The sequence below is a fragment of the Bifidobacterium sp. genome (assembly GCF_050874245.1).
Lineage (GTDB): Bacteria > Actinomycetota > Actinomycetes > Actinomycetales > Bifidobacteriaceae > Bifidobacterium.
In genome coordinates this window covers 1-18,887 of the sequence record NZ_JBNMKH010000021.1, presented here as the reverse complement: position 1 = coordinate 18,887, position 18,887 = coordinate 1, and the positions used below count along the sequence as shown (strand labels likewise).

At 59.8% G+C, this 18,887-nt stretch carries 12 protein-coding genes; 3 read left to right on the top strand and 9 right to left on the bottom strand.

Annotation, left to right across the window (positions count from 1 at the left end; all coding sequences use genetic code 11):
• Positions 1-115: 115 nt before the first annotated feature.
• The 3 genes from ACR0P8_RS03785 to ACR0P8_RS03775 all read right to left on the bottom strand — a co-directional run bounded on the left by ACR0P8_RS03785 (position 116) and on the right by ACR0P8_RS03775 (position 7,378).
• Positions 116-1,237, bottom strand: a complete 1,122-nt coding sequence (locus ACR0P8_RS03785; protein WP_432623819.1) for an Mrp/NBP35 family ATP-binding protein — start codon at positions 1,235-1,237, stop codon at positions 116-118.
• 65 nt (positions 1,238-1,302) lie between these two features.
• Positions 1,303-3,975: an NAD-dependent DNA ligase LigA gene (gene ligA, locus ACR0P8_RS03780; protein ID WP_432623817.1), complete on the bottom strand. Its 2,673-nt coding sequence runs from the start codon at positions 3,973-3,975 to the stop codon at positions 1,303-1,305.
• A gap of 97 nt (positions 3,976-4,072) precedes the next feature.
• Positions 4,073-7,378 (bottom strand): tetratricopeptide repeat protein, encoded by a 3,306-nt coding sequence (locus ACR0P8_RS03775; protein ID WP_432623815.1) that lies wholly within the window; start codon positions 7,376-7,378, stop codon positions 4,073-4,075.
• Positions 7,379-7,521: 143 nt separating this feature from the next.
• Between ACR0P8_RS03775 and ACR0P8_RS03770 the strand changes: the two genes are divergently transcribed.
• From ACR0P8_RS03770 to ACR0P8_RS03760, 3 genes are all read left to right on the top strand, one after another.
• The gene (locus ACR0P8_RS03770) at positions 7,522-9,660 is read left to right on the top strand and encodes a hypothetical protein (protein ID WP_432623835.1); all 2,139 of its coding nucleotides are present in this window, start codon (positions 7,522-7,524) and stop codon (positions 9,658-9,660) included.
• A 134-nt stretch (positions 9,661-9,794) separates the two neighbouring features.
• Positions 9,795-11,456 carry an aryl-sulfate sulfotransferase gene (locus ACR0P8_RS03765; RefSeq protein ID WP_432623813.1) on the top strand — a complete coding sequence of 554 codons (1,662 nt, stop codon included), beginning with the start codon at positions 9,795-9,797 and terminating at the stop codon, positions 11,454-11,456.
• 83 nt (positions 11,457-11,539) lie between these two features.
• Positions 11,540-12,340: an ATP-binding cassette domain-containing protein gene (locus tag ACR0P8_RS03760; protein WP_432623811.1), complete on the top strand. Its 801-nt coding sequence runs from the start codon at positions 11,540-11,542 to the stop codon at positions 12,338-12,340.
• A 54-nt stretch (positions 12,341-12,394) separates the two neighbouring features.
• Here ACR0P8_RS03760 and ACR0P8_RS03755 read toward each other — a convergent pair whose 3' ends face one another.
• The 6 genes from ACR0P8_RS03755 to ACR0P8_RS03730 all read right to left on the bottom strand — a co-directional run.
• The gene (locus ACR0P8_RS03755; protein WP_432623809.1) at positions 12,395-13,570 is read right to left on the bottom strand and encodes a pyridoxal phosphate-dependent aminotransferase; all 1,176 of its coding nucleotides are present in this window, start codon (positions 13,568-13,570) and stop codon (positions 12,395-12,397) included.
• Between the two features lie 116 nt (positions 13,571-13,686).
• Positions 13,687-14,454, bottom strand: coding sequence for a polyphosphate--glucose phosphotransferase (gene ppgK, locus ACR0P8_RS03750; RefSeq protein ID WP_432623807.1), 768 nt, complete (start codon positions 14,452-14,454; stop codon positions 13,687-13,689).
• Positions 14,455-14,682: 228 nt separating this feature from the next.
• A complete protein-coding gene (locus tag ACR0P8_RS03745; protein ID WP_432623805.1) occupies positions 14,683-15,696 on the bottom strand; it encodes a glycosyltransferase family 2 protein in 1,014 nt (337 codons plus the stop codon).
• A 208-nt stretch (positions 15,697-15,904) separates the two neighbouring features.
• Positions 15,905-16,210, bottom strand: a complete 306-nt coding sequence (locus tag ACR0P8_RS03740) for a YhbY family RNA-binding protein (protein ID WP_432623803.1) — start codon at positions 16,208-16,210, stop codon at positions 15,905-15,907.
• A 63-nt stretch (positions 16,211-16,273) separates the two neighbouring features.
• Positions 16,274-17,629 carry an amidohydrolase family protein gene (locus tag ACR0P8_RS03735; RefSeq protein WP_432623801.1) on the bottom strand — a complete coding sequence of 452 codons (1,356 nt, stop codon included), beginning with the start codon at positions 17,627-17,629 and terminating at the stop codon, positions 16,274-16,276.
• A 125-nt stretch (positions 17,630-17,754) separates the two neighbouring features.
• Positions 17,755-18,887, bottom strand: a 1,133-nt coding sequence (locus ACR0P8_RS03730) for a CbiQ family ECF transporter T component (RefSeq protein ID WP_432623799.1), incomplete at its 5' end; no start/stop codon positions are given.

Below are 18,887 nucleotides of genomic sequence, written 5' to 3'. Positions count from 1 at the left end.
TAGCCCCCGTGTCTGGCCCCGACATTACATGCATCCCAGGATATACGCCGGAATCGTCTCACTTCGTGATTCGCCGACGATATGTGAATCGACGGCGAATCACTCAATCGGAACCCTAGGCCGGCATGCGCATCAGCGCTTCGGCAAGTCCTTTGAATGTCTTTCCGATACCGTCCGTACGCAACGCGCCTTCTTCGGTTAACACGGCCGGACGTCCCGCCTCGCCGGTTTCACGCAATTCGGGCTCCAGCGGAAGCTGCGCGAGCAACGGCACATCATAGCCGAGACTGTGTGTCAGCTGTTCGGACACTCGCATGCCTCCTCCTTCTCCAAAGATGCGCAGTTTCTCACCCTTGTGCTCGTAATAGCTCATGTTCTCCACGACGCCGCGCACCTTCATCGGCACCTGCAACGCCACCAGACCGGAACGCACCGCGATGTCGGAAGCGGACGGCTGTGGCGTGGTGACCACCACCAATTCGGCGTTCGGCAAGGCCTGCGCCACGGAAATCGCCATGTCGCCGGTACCAGGAGCCAAATCAAGCAGCAGCACGTCGGGTTCACCCCACCACACGTCGGCCAGGAACTGTTCCAGCGAACGCTGCAGCCGCGGACCGCGCCACAGGATGGCCCTGTCAGCTCCGGCGAACATGCCGATGGAAATCAGTTTCACACCCCATGCACTGACCGGCATGAGCATGCCATTCAGGTTCGTGGGCTGCGAATGCACGCCGAACAGCCGTGGCAGTGAGAAACCGTAAATATCCGCATCGATGGCGGCGGTATCGTAGCCGAGCGCCGCGAATGTGGCCGCCAGATTGGCGGTGACGGACGATTTGCCCACACCGCCTTTGCCGGATGCGATGGCGAAGATACGGGTTTTGATGCCGGGCTTGTTGAACGGATTCTGTTTGCGCTCCGATTTGAGGCCCGCCACCAGTTGGCTGAGTTTGTCCTGGCTCATGGAGCCGACTTCGATGCTGGGTACCAGTGTGGCGTCGGGATATGAGACAACCGCTTCATTGATTCGGTCGGTGATGGCCTGCGACAGCGGGCAACCCTCCACGGTCAATTCCACCCGCACGCGCACGTCGTACGTGTCGTCTTCACCTGTCACCGGCGTGACATCAATGGCAGCGATCATGCCCAAATCGGTGACGGACCTGCCCAATTCGGGGTCGATCACCTTGCTCAACCGTTCATAGATGCGCGCTTCGATGGTGCGCTCGTCGCTCATGTTTCCTCCTTGTGCCGCGTACCAGAGTAGCGGGTCGCGGCACGGCATGCCAGATATTGCGGCGGTTATTCCACAGTTCCCGTGTCAAGCAGTTGTTTGAACTGGTCCTCATTGAGCATGGGAATACCCAATTCTTCGGCCTTCGTGGCCTTCGACCCGGCATTCTCGCCGACGACGACCCAATCCGTTTTCCTGCTGACTGATCCCGCTGCCTTGCCGCCACGCAGAACGATGGCTTCCTTGGCGGAATCACGAGAGAAGTCCTCAAGTGAGCCGGTGACCACCACTGTTTTGCCGGACAGAGTCTGTGGCAGGCCGCTGGTCTGAGCTTGTCCCACTCCCACGCCAGCGGCCTTCCATGCGTCGAGCACAGCCCCGCGCCAGTCGCCGGGCTGTCGAGCGGCCGCGAACCATTTGACCACGGATTCGGCGATTTCCGGACCGATGCCGTCGATCTGCGACAGTTCATCCTCCGTGGCGTGTTCGATGGCATCCAACGTTCCGAACGCGCTGGCGATGGTACGTGCAGTGGGCGGTCCCAGACGACGGATGGACAGCGCCACCAATACCCGCCACAGGTCGACGTGCCGGGCCTTATTCATTTCGTCCAGCATTTTCCGGGTGTTCTCCGCCGGGCGGATATACACCGGTTGTACGCTGGACGTTCCTCCGCGCATTACCTTCGTTTCCTCACGGACCACCACGGCATCGTCCGGCACGACGTATTGCGGATACTCCGCATTCGTATCGACGTCAGTCTCCTTACGTTTGCGCGCCGGAGTCGGTGTCGTCCAAAATGCGGGCACCTGATGCCATAAGCCGGATCCACCCACGCGTTTGCGTACTTTCCTGGTCCTGCCGTTCGATGCGGTCGATTCATGAATCTCGATGATCGGCGCCTCACGCCACACACGCACGTCTTTGAGATCATCGGCCGTCAATGAGAACAATCCAGCCTCGCTGGACAGCACCGGCGTCTGAGGAACGGGCAGCTCGAGACCCATTGCCGGTTCATACGGTTCCGGCTCTTCGCCAGGCTTCACAAGAATCTCGGTGATGTTCGGCGCGTAGGTGTCGATGGAATCCGGGCGGTCCTCCTCCGGATTCGTCAATGCGATGGCGGACTGGTCTCCCAGATGTTCGATGTCGAACGCCTTGCGTGACGCAAGGTTGATGATGCGTTCGGTCAGCTGCGCCGGGCAGGATTCCACATTAGGGCAACGGATGTCCTTGTCCCCTTCCTTGGCCGGGGCGAGTTCGGTGCCGCAACTCGGACAGTGCGTGGGCATCACGAACCTGTGCAGTTTGTCCTCTCGTCCCTTGCGGCGTTCCAGCACCGGGCCGACGAGTTCGGGAATGACATCGCCGGCTTTGCGCACCACCACGGTGTCTCCTATGAGCACGCCTTTGCGTTCCACTTCGAATGGGTTGTGCAATGTGGTGCGGGATACGGTGGAACCGGCCACATACACTGGTTTCAATATCGCCACCGGAGTCACGCGTCCGGTGCGCCCCACCTGCACGGTGATGTCAAGCAGTTCGGTGTTGACTTCTTCCGGCGGATACTTGTAGGCGATGGCCCAACGCGGCGCGCGTGATGTGGCGCCCAGGGAACGCTGCAGGCCCAGATCGTCGACTTTCACGACGATGCCGTCGAGCGCGTGCTCGATGTCACCTCGGTGTTCGCCGTAATAGTCGATCATGTCGAGGATTTCCTTGAACGACGTGACCTCGCGGTTGTGGGGAGAGACCGGGACGCCCCACTTTTTGTACAGTTCGTAGGCTTCGGACTGGTCGTTGACCACATCATGGCCGTCTTTTCCACGTCCTTCGCCCCAACGCAGCGAACCGATGCCATGCGCATAGAAGCTCAGGCGGCGAGTGGCGGTGATGCGCGGATCCTTCTGTCGCAGGCTTCCCGCGGCGGCGTTGCGCGGATTGGCGAACGGCGCGCGGCCAGCATCCTCGTTCTCGGCATTCAGCGTGTGGAAATCGTCCCAACGCATGAACACTTCGCCGCGAATTTCCACGAATTCGGGAATGTCCTCTTTGGGACCGGCAAGATTCTGCGGAATGGTGGATATGGTGCGCACGTTGAGTGTGATGTCCTCACCGGTCACGCCGTCGCCTCGCGTCAATCCCTGTTCAAGCACGCCGTTGCGGTAGATGAGGTTCAACGCAAGACCATCGATCTTCACCTCACAGGTCATGGGCAGCGGCTTCGATTCCGGCCAGTCCAGTCCCTTGAGCACCCCGTCGTACCATTCGCGTAGCTCTTCAAGGGAGAACACGTCATCGAGGCTCATCATGCGTGAGGGGTGACGCACGGAAGCGAAGTCATTGGAGAACGTGCCACCCACACGGTGGGTCGGTGATTGCGGCGAGTCAAGGGATGGAAACTGTGTCTCAAGCGATTGCAGGCAACGCAGACGGGCATCGTACGCGGCATCGGAGGATACGGGAGCGTCGTCGATATAATATGCGATTTGGTCCGATTCCACCCAAGAGGCCACGCGCGCCCACAGACGCGCGGCCTCTTCGGCATTCAACGAAGCCACGTCAAGTTTGTCGAGGCGCATCGCATCGGCATCGGTCGGCTGCAATGCCGCAATCCATTGCTCACTGCCAGGAGCGAAGGAGATCAATCCCTCATCGGCCACGACCGCCGTGGAATCGCCGGCGCTTTCCGGAGCGTCGAAATCCCACGCCAGCTGTTCGGAATCATCACGACTCGTCATTTCCACCGCTTTCCATTCGTTGCCGTCACGTCGCATCCGCAGGCGCCCGAATCGGCATCCATCATCATATAAATGTTCGATTTATCGTCATCCAACGTCAGTTGTTCAGAGAACGCAGGAACTGCATCTGCACCACGTCCGTGCCGTCGCGGTCCTCATAATCCATACGCATCGCCGCGACCGAGAGAGTACGGGCCGGCACGAACATGCCTTCGTCCACGCAGACACGCGCGGCTTTATGCATCAACGGAGCGACCGGCGTGTTCGGCCATACCGGCAAGCCCGCGTCGGAAAGCACGTGGATGGCTTCCTGCACATTCGTCGGCACCGGTATGCACTGCGATTGGGCGCGTCCCATCAGCTCCTGCAACTCACCTTCCAGCATGGGGATACGCCCGGGAGCGATTTCCTCGCTCATGATGTACGCGGCGGCCGCGATGTCGAAGCGGTCGCACATCCATTCCGCATAGGCAAGCCGGTAGTAGGCGAACGACGCGTCCTCACGGTCGAGGGCTACGTTCAGTGCATTGAGACAGGCCGCACGCGCCGGATCCCAATCCTCGGCGCGTCCCAGCTGCACGGCGAGCTTGAGATGCGACAGCGGGTAGGCGGGCGCATAGCGGACCATGGCGTTGAGATGGGGCAGGGCCGCGTCGACGCCTTTGACCTGCGCGAGCACGTCCGCAAGCTCCATGTGCATATAGAACAGGTTGTCGGGAATGAGCACCGTACGTTCGTCCTTGGTGGCGAACATACGGTTGTAGATGACGCGTTCCGCGTATGAATTGAAGTAGCGGGGCACGCCGGGGTTCGTCTCGAACGTCTGGTCCATGCGATCCAACGCCGCCTGGGCGGTTTCGATGGCCTGGTCGATCTCGCCGGAGAACAGCAGGTCGCGGGCCTTGAGCCTGTCGGCATCAAGCGAGTCGGCAAGCGCGAAGGAGAAGTCGGGGGTGTCGTTGCCGTCGATTAGCGCACTGGTGACCTGTGGGGCCAGCTCGGTCAGTTCGGGGTCACTGATGGCGTTGATGATGTCCATGGCTTGTTTGGCCTTGTCGACCGATTCGATACCGTCGCTTTGCGCGAGGCGATGGAATTCCCCTACCGCACGTTGCAGCAGATCGGCGCGTTGAATGGACAGTCCCATCATGTCGTCGCAACCGAAGAGTTGCGCGGTGCGGTCATTGAAACGCAGGTCGGAAAGTTCGGGCTCCTCTTGGCTGCCGGCTGGCGAGAATCGACTATCTCGCAGGTCGAAAGTGGCGTCGATGGGCTTCAGCGCTCCAATGCTATCCACGTCCATTTCGGCATCGAACATGCGGTAAGTTTCGGTGGGGTCGGCAAGTCCGTTGGTTTGGATTCGTTTCAGGAATTCGTTTCGGGTGAAGGTGACGGTGACAAGGTTGCGCACGGTCGGGTTTTTGCGCAGCTGCGCCATTGGGTCGTCGTCTTCGTCGGGCAGACCGTTGGCCTCGTCCGTGTTGGACTCCGACTCGTGTGCGGTGTCATTGTCGCCGTCAGTGGAACCATCCGGCACTTCGAACGCCATTTCGTCGAAGTCGATGTCTTTCATCAGATCTTCGAATCGGCTGTCGAGCGTGTCATCCGCGTCCGCATGGTCGGACGTGCCGGTGTCATCCGGATCCGTGATGATTTCGCTGGTCCGGGGCAGGGTCGGCCGTGACGGGTCGCCGTGGAAGTCACCGTCTTTCGGATCGGCTTTGGATCCGGCCGTGCCCATGTCTCCGGTGCGGATGCGCTCGAAGGCGCTGAGCGCCTCGCTCATCAGCTCGCTGATGGCGGAGTCCTGCTCGGCGACGGCTTCCTCCAGCCCGATCGAGTCGATGTGCATGGATACGTTTTCGACATTCGGGTCGGCACCGAAGCTCAGTGCGGCCATCATGAGCCCAACGCGCAGATTGTAGTCGGCGCTCATACGCGCGCGTTCGGCGGCGGTCAGGTCCACCCAAGTATGGCGTGGGGCATCATATCGGGTGGATGGCATCATGGATACGCCGGCTGAGGTGAAGCCGATCGCGACCTCGCCATCGTTGAGGTTGCATCTGAAGTCGACGTCGAACCGGTATGGCAGGCGCATGCTGCGCAACAGACGGGACATGGTCTGACGGTATACCCATTCGGAGCCTCCGTCCGCGCTGTGGTCATCTCCCAGCGTGTTATTCGTGGTCGCTTCCGCGATTTCCCGTCTGAAGTCGCCTGCGATGTCCACAAGGCGGGCGGCCGCGTGGATGCCGTCATCCTGGTTCGGGTCGAGAATCGCACCGAACCGGTCATCCGGTTTCAGTGCGATCAACGCCGGGTTTTGCAGTAATGCGAAGTCGATTTGAGCGGCTTGGGCTCGTGTGACAGTGTCCTCCGTGGGCAGGCTTCCGACGCGCGCGTTGCGTTCCAGCCATGAGCTGACCGCGGCGAAACGGTTGAGGTTTCCTTCGATGTTGAGCGCGTGGAGCGCTGCGGGGAACGGCAGTGACGAGTCCCATGCGAAGAAGTAGCAACCGGAGTAGCTGGACGTGTACAGGTGCAGGGGTTCGGCGCCGTGCACTGATTCAAGTCCTTGGACGGCGTCGATCGCGTGCGCCTCGCGCATCAGGTCGGCGAAATAGTCTTCCAGCCCGGAGACTCGCATGCCGTGCGAGCGTGCGCTCATGGTGTCGCGAATGGAGCGGCGGATAGCGCCCATGGGGGCCTCGCGGTTGAGCCTGCGGAAGATGTTGCCGGAGCCGAAGCCGATGAGCAGACCGTTCATCTGGGGCAGCATGTATGCGGCGAAGAATGCGATGGTGATGGCGTCCCGGTATTCGAGGTCGGAGCGCATGTCGGCGGGCAGGTTGGCGCGCATCTGCTCGAGCGTGTAGCGGTTACCTGTTTTGAGCCAGGAGGCGAGCCACATCATGCGGCCGCCTGGCATGCGTCCCACAACGCCGCCTTGTGTGGCATGAACCGTTTTCGGCTTGCCTTTGACCGGATGTCCGAGTCTTGGACCATCGGCCAAGGTGAGCGTCTCCTCCTTGACGAAGACAAGACGCGGCTCTAGCTCCTGCGTATCCATGTCCGGGTCCGTGCCGGCGAAGACACGTGCCTTGCCGTCGGCAAGCGCGATCTGCGCGAAGTGGTCGTTGTCGGTGAATAGTCCGATGGAGAATGCGTGGCCGTGGGTTTGTGGCAGTTGGGCCCATCCGAGGCGTAGGTTTCCCGGCACGTCGTTGAATCCGTCGATGATGTGTCGTTTGACGAGCGGGTTGAGTCGGATGGCGTTGCGGGTAAGTTCGCCGATGATGTCGTCGGGCTTGCCGAGTGCCTTTCCGAAGGGGTTGGCGTGGCTGTGTTCCGTTTTGGTCTGGTTGATGATTTGGCGCACACCTTGCCTGACGCGTTCGAGCATGGTTCGGTTGCGTTCCGGTTGGTTTGCCGGAGCAGATGGTGTGTGGTGAGACATGTGTGCCATTCTTTCAATCCGACGCGACATAAAGCCATTAGAATAATGACGTGACTTTTTCGAAGCAGCGTTTTCAGGCTCGTCATCGTATGTGCGTGGTCATTGTAGTCGCTTTTGCGGTGATGGTGGCGATTGAGTGCGTGTTGTGCAATATGCCGTTCTGGCGGTCGGTGGCCGCGTCGGGTGATTCCTCGGCGGCGTTTAACGTGTTGGGGCCCGGTCTGGAACGGACGGATGAGGGACTGTTGAAGGTTGTTGATCCGACGCAGGCGTACATGCAGGTAGATGCGGATGGCTCGTCGGAGTATGTGCGCGTTATTCCGGCTTCGTCGCAGGCGGTGCGCAAGGCGATGGATGGCGGCGCACATGTGCTGTCCACGGTTCAGGTGCGTCCTGATGTGAATCGGCTTCCCGGTCGGGTCGAGGCGGTGTCGTTGTCCTCGCCGCGTTCGGAGTATGTGCGAGCGGCTGCTTCCGGGGGAACGGTGTGTGTGCGGATTCTAGAGCCGGAGGGTTCGGTGGTTCCGTTTGAGGCGGTGCGTGCGAATGTGCGTGTGCCGTTTTCGTTGAGTCCTTTGCGGATTGGTTTAATGCTGGCGTTGCTGGCGTTGGTGTTAGCTTGGCGTCCTGGTTCCGGATTGTGGCGGGTGCCGTTGGACACGTCAAGCGTGCGGCAGCGTGCGTGGCTGGGCGTGCTGCTTGCGGTGCCCGCGGTGGCCACTTTGGCGGTGGTGGTGTGGCAGTTGGTGGCGGCCGCCCCGTTGAGCTTTCATGCGGATGGCATGTATACGTATGATTTCGACCAATATGATTATGTGGCCCGGGCGTTGCTTGATGGTCATACGTGGTTGGATTTGGATACGCCGGATGCATTACGTGACGCGGCGAACCCTTATGATGTGGGCACGCGTCAACATCTGCTTGATCAGGGTGTGGGTCCGGTGTATTGGGATTACGCGTTCTATCGGGGTCATTGGTATTCGTATTTCGGCGTGGTGCCGGCGTTGTTGCTGTTCCTGCCGTATCGTGCGGTGACGTCGTTGTTCGTCGACGGCGGGTTGATGATGCCATCGGGTGCGGCGGTGCCGTTGCTGATGCTTGGTTTTCTGGTGTTTGGTTGTCTGCTGGTGATCCGCATGGTGGATAGGATTCGTCCTGATATGCCTGTGGCCGCGGTCAGTATGCTGTGCGTGTTTATGTTGTTGGCATCCAATGGCGTGTACCTGTGGTACAGAACGAACTTCTACTCTGTGCCCATCGCGGCTTCCCTGTTTTTGAGCGCTCTTGGATTATGGCTGTGGCTGGGCGCCACGAAACGTGTTCCGGTTTCGACCGATGGGGAAAATGGCGATGATGTCGTGCAATCGTTGTCGCTTCCCCGTCTGGCCGCCGGATCGGTGTGCATCGCGGCGAATCTGGGATGCCGTCCACAGTTCATTGTGGTGGCGTTGCTGGCGTTGGTAATCTTCTGGCCACAGATCCGTGAGATTCTCCGTCGTGCCATCAGCGCGAAGCGGATGCCACGCGGTTCGGCATGGCGCCTGCTTCGCGCCCCGCTGGCGGCTTTGGTGCCGGCGTTGGCCGTGATCGTTCCTTTGCTGGCGTACAATGCGGTCCGCTTCGGTTCTCCTTTCGATTTCGGGTCGTCTTATCAGATGACTGTCACGGATATGACCAACTATCATCAGTCGTTGGCAAATCTCGTGCTGACCGTCGTCTACTACCTGTTTCTGCCGTTGCGCTTCACGGACGCATTCCCTTTTCTTGCGGTCAGCCCGGCACCATTGCCGTCCTGGGAGTTCACCGAGGCGATGCCAGGAGGTTTGTTCGCGATCGCGCCATTGGCTTTGGCCGCTTTTGCAGCTCCATTCCTGCGTCGGCGGGCGCGTGGCACGGAAGGTCGTGGCATGTGGGAGTTGTCGGTTTCCTGTCTGGCGTTGGGATTGTTGCTTGTCGTTCTCGACTCGCGTATGGCGGGATTAGGATGGCGCTACATCACCGATTTTGGATGGTTGTTCGCTTTGGCCGCGTTGCCTGCGTTGTCCTGCGTGCTGGACATCACGCGGCCACGCCTGCGCTGGCTGGCCAGAGCCGGGTTCCTCGCGCTGCTGTTGTTCATGATTGCCATCACGCTGTTGTCGCTGTTTCTGCCTGGACGCGACGACGAGCTGTTGCGCAACAATCCCGGCCTGTTTTTGGACGTGAGATCATGGTTTTCGATGCTGTGATGCTTTTTTCGGCAAAAATTCAGGTTTCTTTCGGGTTTCTTACAATCTTTTTTTCCGGGTTGCTTTGAGTTTCACCGACAATGGTGTCAAATGTCATTGTTTTGCTCTGAGATGAATCCTAGGAGTTGCCAACCATGAAGCCGATTCCATCACCACGTAGCCATCCGCGTCTTTTCCGTTGGATGGCGGTCCTTCTCGCCACCGTGGTGTCCTTGGGCGTCTGCTTCGCAAGCTACGGCAATGTCGACGCCGCGATTAGGAAGAACCGCATCGAACGGCTCAACGCGCGTATCGAAAACGTATACACCACGGAATACCAGACCATGGCGGACGACAAGCTCCGACAGGCGGAGTCCGCGTCGAAGGCGACCGAGGACAACATCTTCATGGCCGAGAACCCGTACGGCACCAACACCACGTCACTGGTGGTCTATTTCACCACTGATGACGAGGTTTCCGTCTCCTATACCGTGCACGCGGACGGCTACGCGGATTTCACACGCGACGCGTATCAGAAATCGCAATACAGCAAGACCCATGAATTCCAACTGCTCGGACTCGTTCCCGACGTCACCAACACGATCACGCTGACCCTCACCGACGCCAATGGCGGCACACGCACAAAGACCATCACACGCAAGGGGCCTTCGAAGCTCGGCAGCGAGGAAGTCCAGCTCGAACGAACCGTCACCGCCGACGATGGCGAGGATCTCGGCGATGGCCTGTATACGATTCTCGGCAATGATTCCGACGAACAGGATTTCATGTTCTACTACGATACGAACGGCGTACTGCGAGGCGAAATCCCCGTACTTTACTACCGTTCGCACCGACTGTTGTTCGATGACAACGGTCTGATGTGGTTCTCCGCGTCCACTCATCACATGGTGGGCATGAACCGGCTCGGCAAACTCGAGAAGATCCTCGACCTGGGATCCAGCTACATCCTCCATCATGATTATGCGATGGATGATGACGACAACATCGTGCTGCTCGCCACCGAACTCGACCGCAGCGACAACGCCGTGCAGGACCAAGTCATCAAACTGGACACCACGACCGGCAGCGTGACGCGCCTGCTTGATTTCGGTGAGATGTTCGCCGACTACAAGGCATCCACCACGCATGCAGGCACCGATGAATCCGATTCCACCGCCAAGAACCGTTGGGATTGGCTGCACTGCAACACCATTCAGCTGTTGGACGACGGTTCCGCGCTGTTCTCCGCCCGCGAGACATCCACCATCATCAAAATCAATGATCTGGAAGGCGTGCCGACACTGGATTACATGATTGGAGAGCCATCCGTGTGGGACGGCACGAAAGAGGCATCCGCGTTCCTCGACAAGGATGGTGACTTCTCCGACACCGGCGGACAGCACTCCATCACCTACGTCGCCGACGATTCCCTGCCGGACGGCCAGTACTACCTGTACATGTTCGACAACAACTACGGCACCGCGCTGACACGCCCCGACTTCGACTGGTCGGTCATCGACGGCATCTCCACGGAATTCTCCTCCGACACCGCGCGATCACAATATCGCAGATATCTGGTGGACGAAAACGCCGGCACCTACACGGAGGTCGCCTCGTTCAACGTGCCGTATTCCCCATACGTTTCCTCCGCACAGGAGCTCGGCAACGGCAATATCCTCGTCGATTCCGGTATGCAGGGGCTGTTCGGCCAGTATTCGTCGGATGGCAGCCTGGTCACGCAATACAGGATGTCGCTCAGCTCGAGCTACATTTACCGTGTATACTCGTACGATTTCTCCGGATTCTATTTCGCTTGACCTGTGCTTCCGTCCCGGCTTTGGCGGAAGCATTCACGGTTCCCCGCGAGAGGATTCGCACAAGGTCCGTTACAATCGGCAGTATGGGTTTCTTCGATTCGCTGTTTTCCGGCAAACGTTCCGCAACGGCCTCGTCCGTCACGTTCCATCTTGATTCCGCCGCCCACACCTATGAGGATGGCGCCGTGGGGCTGGAGGCCACCACGCTGGACATCACGCCCGATTGCAGGCGTGTGGCGGTAATCGGTCTGAACGGCGCTGGCAAGACCACACTGCTGAAACTGTTGGATGGTGCCTTGACCGCCACATCCGGAACCGTCCGTATCGAAGCGGATGGCGTCTCCTATGACCCGTCGGTGAAACGGGAGCTGAAACATGTCGAGGACATGATCGGCCGTGTGCGTCGCGAGGAGCTGCCGAACGCATATTACCAAGCTGCTTCCATCCGCGAGGCGGTCGAGCTGCCGCTCAGGAAACACAAGGTGCCGGAAAGCGAACGCCAGGCAATCATCGGCAATCTGTTTGCGCATTTCGACTTGGCCGCCGTATCCCGCGAGCCGGCTTCCTCGTTGGATGGGGAGAAAAGGCACCTACTGGCAATCGCGTCCGCGTTGAGTTTCTCCCCCGCCGTGCTCGTCGCCGACGAGCCGACCAAGGGATTGGACGAAGTGTCGTCCGCCCGCGTGGCACAGGCATTGTTCAGCTATGACAAGCAGGTCGTGTTCGCAACGCATGACACGGATTTGATCGTCCGTCCGGAATACGCGATCGACCGCACGCTTGTCGTCGATGACCACAAGGTTGTGTTCGATGGGACGCCGTGCGACGCAGTGGATTTTTATATGGATCTGGTCCGTTCGAAATACGAGGCCGCCAAGGCGTGATGGCATGTGGACGGGCCGGCCACGCAGTCCGGCCCGTCCACCAAATCGGTCATCTCAGTCGACACCGTCGATGAGCTCGTTGACGGTGTCGACCATCACTTGCACATTGCGGCGGAAATCACCTGGCTCAGGCAGCAGCGATATGGCCAGATAGCCGTTGGAGGTCATATCGAAGAAGTAGCCGGGTTGTCCGGAGACGCCGTGACGTTCAATCATGCGCAACACGAGATCGTTCTCGTCGATCACGCTCGGTACGCGCAGCAGCACGTTCCATCCTCCTTCGGCGCGTAGCACGCTGACGAGCCCCTGCCCGTCGGAGTCAAGCATGGCATGCAACATGGCGAGATTGCCACGGACACGCTGCCGTACACGTTCGGTCTGCGTGGGCGCGGCCTGCAGCAGCGCGGGGATACGTTTGGCCACGATCTCGCTCATGGGCAGGTAGTCGTCGGCTATCACATCGAGACGGCGCTTGGCCTCCGCCACTTCCTCGTCCGGTCCGGACACCTGGATCCAGCCGACTTTGGCGTGCGGTGCGGCAAGCATCTTCGAAAAGCCGTCCAATGCGAACGTGAGCGTTCCGGTCTCCCCCGCGAGACGAGCGTTGCCGTCGAACGGCTCCAAATCGTAATCGTAGAACACCTCGTCGGCGATGATGGCCACGTCGTGATCCCTGCACAGGCCGACGATCGCCTCACGTTCGGATGGTTTGACGTACGAGCCCGTCGGGTTGTTGGGGTTGATGAGCACCAGGGCCCGTATACGCCCGCCATCCGCACCTTCCAGCGCGGCTTTCAGCTCCGCCACGTCGATGTACCATGAGCCGTCGAACCGCTGCTGGTATTCGATCATGTCGACGCATTCGAGACGCGCGATTGATTCAATGAGCGGATATCCCGGCTTCGGTGCGAGCACGGCGTCGCCGGCGTCGCACAGCAGTTTGATGAGCCATGAGTAGGCTTCAGATGTGGAGCTCAGAATATACAGGTCTTCGGCGGAGCAATGCAACGCTCCACGCGTATTCAGGAACGCGGACAGCGCCTCACGCGCGTATCGTTGACCGCGCGGGTCGGCAGAATAGATATCGGGCACCATGGCCGGCGCCAACGAGTGCCTGGTCGGATTGGAGTCGTTGAGCTTCACGAGCGTTCTGCCGGCCGTTTTGGCCGCGGCTTCCGCTTTGGCGATGGGATTGGGTTCGCTGATGTCGACTCTTGAGGAAAAACGCATGATGCCAACCCTACTCCTTGGACTGCCGACAGAGCCCTCCAGGACCATCGGCGGCAAAGAAAAAGGACCGTCCGGCATTTCGGACGGTCCTTTAACGGCTTCGATCGGTCAGCGCATCACTGCTGCTTGACGCTCGCGTAGTATGCGGCGCCGATGATGCCGGCCTCGTTGTGCAGCTTGGCCGCGACAATCGGAGTCTTGATGTCGATGTACGGCAGGAACTTCTCGGAGACGCGGGACACGCCGCCGCCGACGACGAACAGCTGCGGATCCAGATAGAACTCCATGAGGGAGTAATACTTGGTCAGGCGCTTCGCCCACTTCTTGTAGCCCATGTCGAGCTTCTCGCGGACCGAGGATGCGGCGTACTTCTCGGCGTCGCCCTTGCCCTTGAGAAGTTCCAGATGGCCGAGCTCGGTGTTCGGGATGAGCTGTCCGTTGAAAATCAGCGCGGTACCGATGCCAGTGCCCAGCGTGGTGGCGATGACGAGGCCATCCTGGCCCTTCGCAGCGCCGAACTGCTGTTCGGCAAGACCGGCAGCGTCAGCGTCGTTCACCACGGTGACAGGACGACCGCAGGCTTCGGAGAACACTTCGGTGACGTCCACGCCGACCCAGGACTGGTCCAAGTTGGCCATGTAGCCAAGCTTCTCGCCCACGTGAATCGGAGCCGGGAATGCGATGCCAACCGGAGCGGATTCGGGAACCTCGAAGTGTTCGAGCTGCTGACGCACGATCTCGCCGACGGCCTTCGGAGTGGAAACCTCCGGGGTGAGGATCTTCAGACGCGGTTCGGCGAATTCGCCCTTCTCGAGATTGACCGGAGCGGCCTTAATACCGGAGCCGCCAATGTCAACGCCGAACGCCTGTGCAGTTTCAATCATCTTTGACCTCTCTTCAAGGTAGATAGTGGGTGTAATCGAACCGGCAGATGCCATGGTAACTCGCAATATAGCCAAAAACGCGCACGACATGCACAATCGGTGAGAGCGATTGCATAAACTGCAATGCTTAACTTGGTGAACATCGCGATGGTATGTTTTGCAAACGAATTCGTCCCGTGCGGATGACCCCATCGGCACGGGACGAACGAACGGAAATAATCCGGCGGATCACTTCAACGGAGGCATCGGGCGCCAGTCCGGATCATGCATCAGCTTGCGTGAATCCCACCAGCCTTTGGCGATCTGCACGATGCCGGTCCTGAAATGCTCGCGATCCACCATCGTCAGACGGATCAGCTCCTTCGCCGCGGTCAGCAACGTGCCCAAGCCGAACAGAAGCGGACGGTAATCGCCATATGTCATGAAATAACGGGCCATGTAGCCACGGTTGCGCATGATGTGGTAACGGTTCATATCGGACGTGGAGTTGAGCTGGCGCACGCCGGCGATGTCCCAGTTGCCGATCTCGCGCGTGCGGCGCAACACCACGTCGGGCACCACAATCGGGTTGGTGACCTTGCTGGCGCGGTAGCCGTACATCGTGTCATCCCAGTAGATGAAGAAGCGAGGATCCGGCAGGCCAATCTTCTCGACGATGTTGCGGCGGAACAGGCCTCCTTCGAAGCACAACGTGTCCATGACACGGTAACCGGCGGGGCCGAACGCGGACGGCGCTATCGGATTCGGAATGCCAAGCGGAACGATGAAATCGTACTGCCAGTAGAACGGACCACCGTCGTAGTCATACCGGCTGCCTTGAATCACATCATGGCGATCGGTCCACTTGGCGAGGCGTTCGATGCCCTCCGGCATGACGGCGACATCGTCGTCCATGACCCAGAACCATTCGGCACCCAGCTCGTAGGCTTTCTTCACACCGGCGGAGAATCCGCCGGCTCCGCCGAGATTCTCGGTCTGCGGCGCATAGACCACACGACTTTCGTTGCCGGACTGGTCAGCCACGGTGGAGCCCCATTGCTCGGTAATTTTAGTACGGAAGTCGTCGACCATGCCGCGGGTCTGTTCGGAATGCTCATTATCCACGACGACAATGCGCCATGGGGCGACGGTGAGCTTCTCGATGGATTCGAACAGTGTGGCGAGCAGCTGCTGACGCTTGTAGGTCACCACGACGATAGCCAGCTTCTCGATGGTTTTCTTCGCAACATGCTTTTCAGTCATGCGCTCCATTCTTGCACCCGCCCTCAACCATGGGTGGCGCTTCTCCCCTTCACGTCGCAGAAAGCCATCGGACCCGCCGCATGCGACGCAACCCCTTATAGGGAAGATATCCCGCGATATGAAAATGTCGTTTCGTACGGAAGATCACTGCGGTTCTCGTACGAAACGACATTTCCCACGGCCGTATGTACGACCAATCGTCGCTTGTCTATTCTCGCACCAAACGGATATGTTCCACATCGTCGCGCTTGGAACGGCGGTAGAGCACGAAACGGTTTCCGATGACCTGGACGAGTTCCGCGCCGAGCTGTTCGGCAAGCCCCTCGCCAGCCTCCTTGGCCGTCAGACCGGAGCCGTCAAGCACGGAGCATTTGATGAGCTCACGCTTTTCGATGGTCTCGTCCGCCTGCTTAACGGCGTTCTCGCTCAGGTCGTTCTTGCCGACCTGGATGAGCGGATTGAGCTTGGTGGCCAAGCCTCGCAATTGCTTGACCTGCTTTTTGGTAAGTGCCATGTTGTTCCATTCCTATCTGTGAATACCCGCTCCAGCCTAGCGTGAGGACGGTAAAACATACCTTCACGCCTCGCACCGCATCGCCTCGTCAAGCAGACGATCGATGTCGTCGAAACGCTTCGGCGCGGGATGCCATACAGGATGTCCGGCGGCGACGACCAATTTCGGGTGTGACAGGGCGGACAGGTCGTTCAACGGATTCGAGTCCAGCACAATCATGTCGGCGTACTTGCCTTCATCCAGCGAACCGGTGATGCCGGACACGTTGAGGATCCTCGCATTTGTCCGAGTGGCGGCCCGCACCGCTTCAGCGGGCGTGAATCCGGCGTATTTGACCAACAATGCCAGTTCGCGCCAGGTGGAATACTGCGTAACGAACGTCATGGCCGTGTCCGTGCCGACACCCACCAGTACACCGGCCTCATGCGCGGCACGGGCGCCGGCGATCATCCCGTCGACCACGGTCTTCGAATTCTCGGCTTGGATCTCGGTGATGCCGGTCACATCACGGCCGAACGCATGCAGCGGGAATCCAGCGGAAATCGTTGGGATCAGCGCCGAATATCCACGCAGCGCGTTCGGATTGTGTTTGAACGATTCGATCAGTGCATCATCGAGCCTGCTGCCATGTTCGATGGTGTCTACGCCGGCGGCCAACGCCCTGCGCACACCTTCCGCGCTTTGCGCGTGCGCGGCGACGAGGATGCCGGCATCATGAGCCTCATCGCAGATGGCGCGCATCTGTTCGACCGTCATTTGCGGGGCACCGGCCTCACCCAATACCTGCGAATCGGTGACGCCTCCGGTCGCCGCGATCTTCACCGCGTTCACGCCATTGGCGATGTTGCGGCGGGTGTTCAAGCGCATGTCCTGAGCCGTCTCCCCCTCCAATGCGATTAACGGAGCTCCATGACCATCCGGTATGGCCAGCAGCGGTCCCGAAGCGAGGATGTGCGGGCCGACTTCCTCGCCGGCGGCGATGCCGTCGCGCAATGCCACCGCCTCGTAGGCGATGTCGCCCAAAGTGCGGATAGTGGTGACTCCGGATTCCAGCAACGTACGCACGCTGCTTTTCGCCGTGGCCGTCACATATGGCCTGCCAACTGGAGAATGCACGATGGCCGCGGTGATGCGCTGACCCTTTGGCGTGGCCATCTTCGGGTTGAGGGGCCGACCTTGCGAGAACAGGTGCGTATGCGCGTTGATCAATCCCGGCATCACGTATTTTCCGGTGCCATCGAGGATATGGTATTCGTTCGGCACCGGCACGTCGGAGCTCGGCGCCACGGTTTCGATGCGTCCATGCGCGCCGACGAGAATCGTCATATCCGGCAGCAAAGTACCGCGTTCGTCTCCCGTGACCAGATTGATGTGCACCAATGCGAACGGTTCGATGGTTTTGGATATTCTTGACGTCATCGTCGGCTCCTTGCTTTCATCGGCATATCTGCCGGCTTCCAGCTTAAACCGTCAAGAGCGGACAACGCCACCGAGACACGCGAAGCTGTCAATGTGAAACGCATGCGCCCCGGCTACCGATTAGATCACATCAGCACACCCAATGCAGTCAACGCCATAAGATACGCAATGACGACGCAGCATGCGATGACGTCGCCACGGCGCATGCGCATGACCCGCCAATGCGTGCGGACCATCCCCTCCTCATAGCAGCGCGCGTCTAACGCGAGGCTCAGATTGTCGGCATGGCGGATCGCACCGGCGAACACGGGCACGACGATCGCCGCCAACGCCTTGACACGGTCCGTGAACGACCCGGTTTCGATGCCTCCACCACGCGCCGCCTGCGCGTCGATAATGGCCCTTGCCTCCGTGCCAAGTGTCGGCAGGAATCTCAGGGCGAGACTCATCACCAGTGCGGTCTCCTGCACGTGCATGCCCAATCTTGCGAATGGCGAAAGCAACGATTCGAACGCATCGGTCATGGCCGTCGGCGTGGTGGAATCAAGGAAAATCGCGCCGATGACAATGACCACGGCGAACCTGCACGCGTATAGCGCCGCAATGCGTATGCCGTCGTCGGTGATGGGAATCGGCCCGATATTCGCCACAGCGTTTCCAGTGCGCACGAAAAAGATGTTGAGCAGGCCGCAGAAGACGAACATCGCCAAAAACACGTGCACCGAGGCGATGAGACGGCCCACGTCGACGTGTCCGGCCACAATGACCGCGCCGATGAGAACCACGGCGAGCAGCAATTGCCAGAACGAACTTATGGCGAATGCGGAGAACGTGAGGGCCAATGCGGACAGCATGCCTACGCGCGGATCGAGGCGTTCCAGCCGAGTCGGTCTTTCGACCGCGTCGCGCATTCCGACGTCCGCATCCTCGTAGCCTGCGGAAGGTTCCATTCCCGTTTCCGCCGAGCCAGTGGACGGTAGGGCCTCGGACTCCCCCAGCGTAATGGTCCGATCGGCGATTTCATCCACCTCCTCCTGGGAGTGGGAGATGACCAGCATGGTCACGCCGCGCGATTTGAGTTCGTGGATAAGACCATGCACACGAGCGGTGGCCTCCTCGTCGAGTCCGGCGGTCGGCTCGTCCAGCACCAGCACCTTCGGCTCACAGGCGATCACACCAGCGATCGCCACCAGACGCTGCTGGCCACCCGACAGATCGAACGGGGAACGGTCGCGCAGATGCTCTATGTGTAACAATC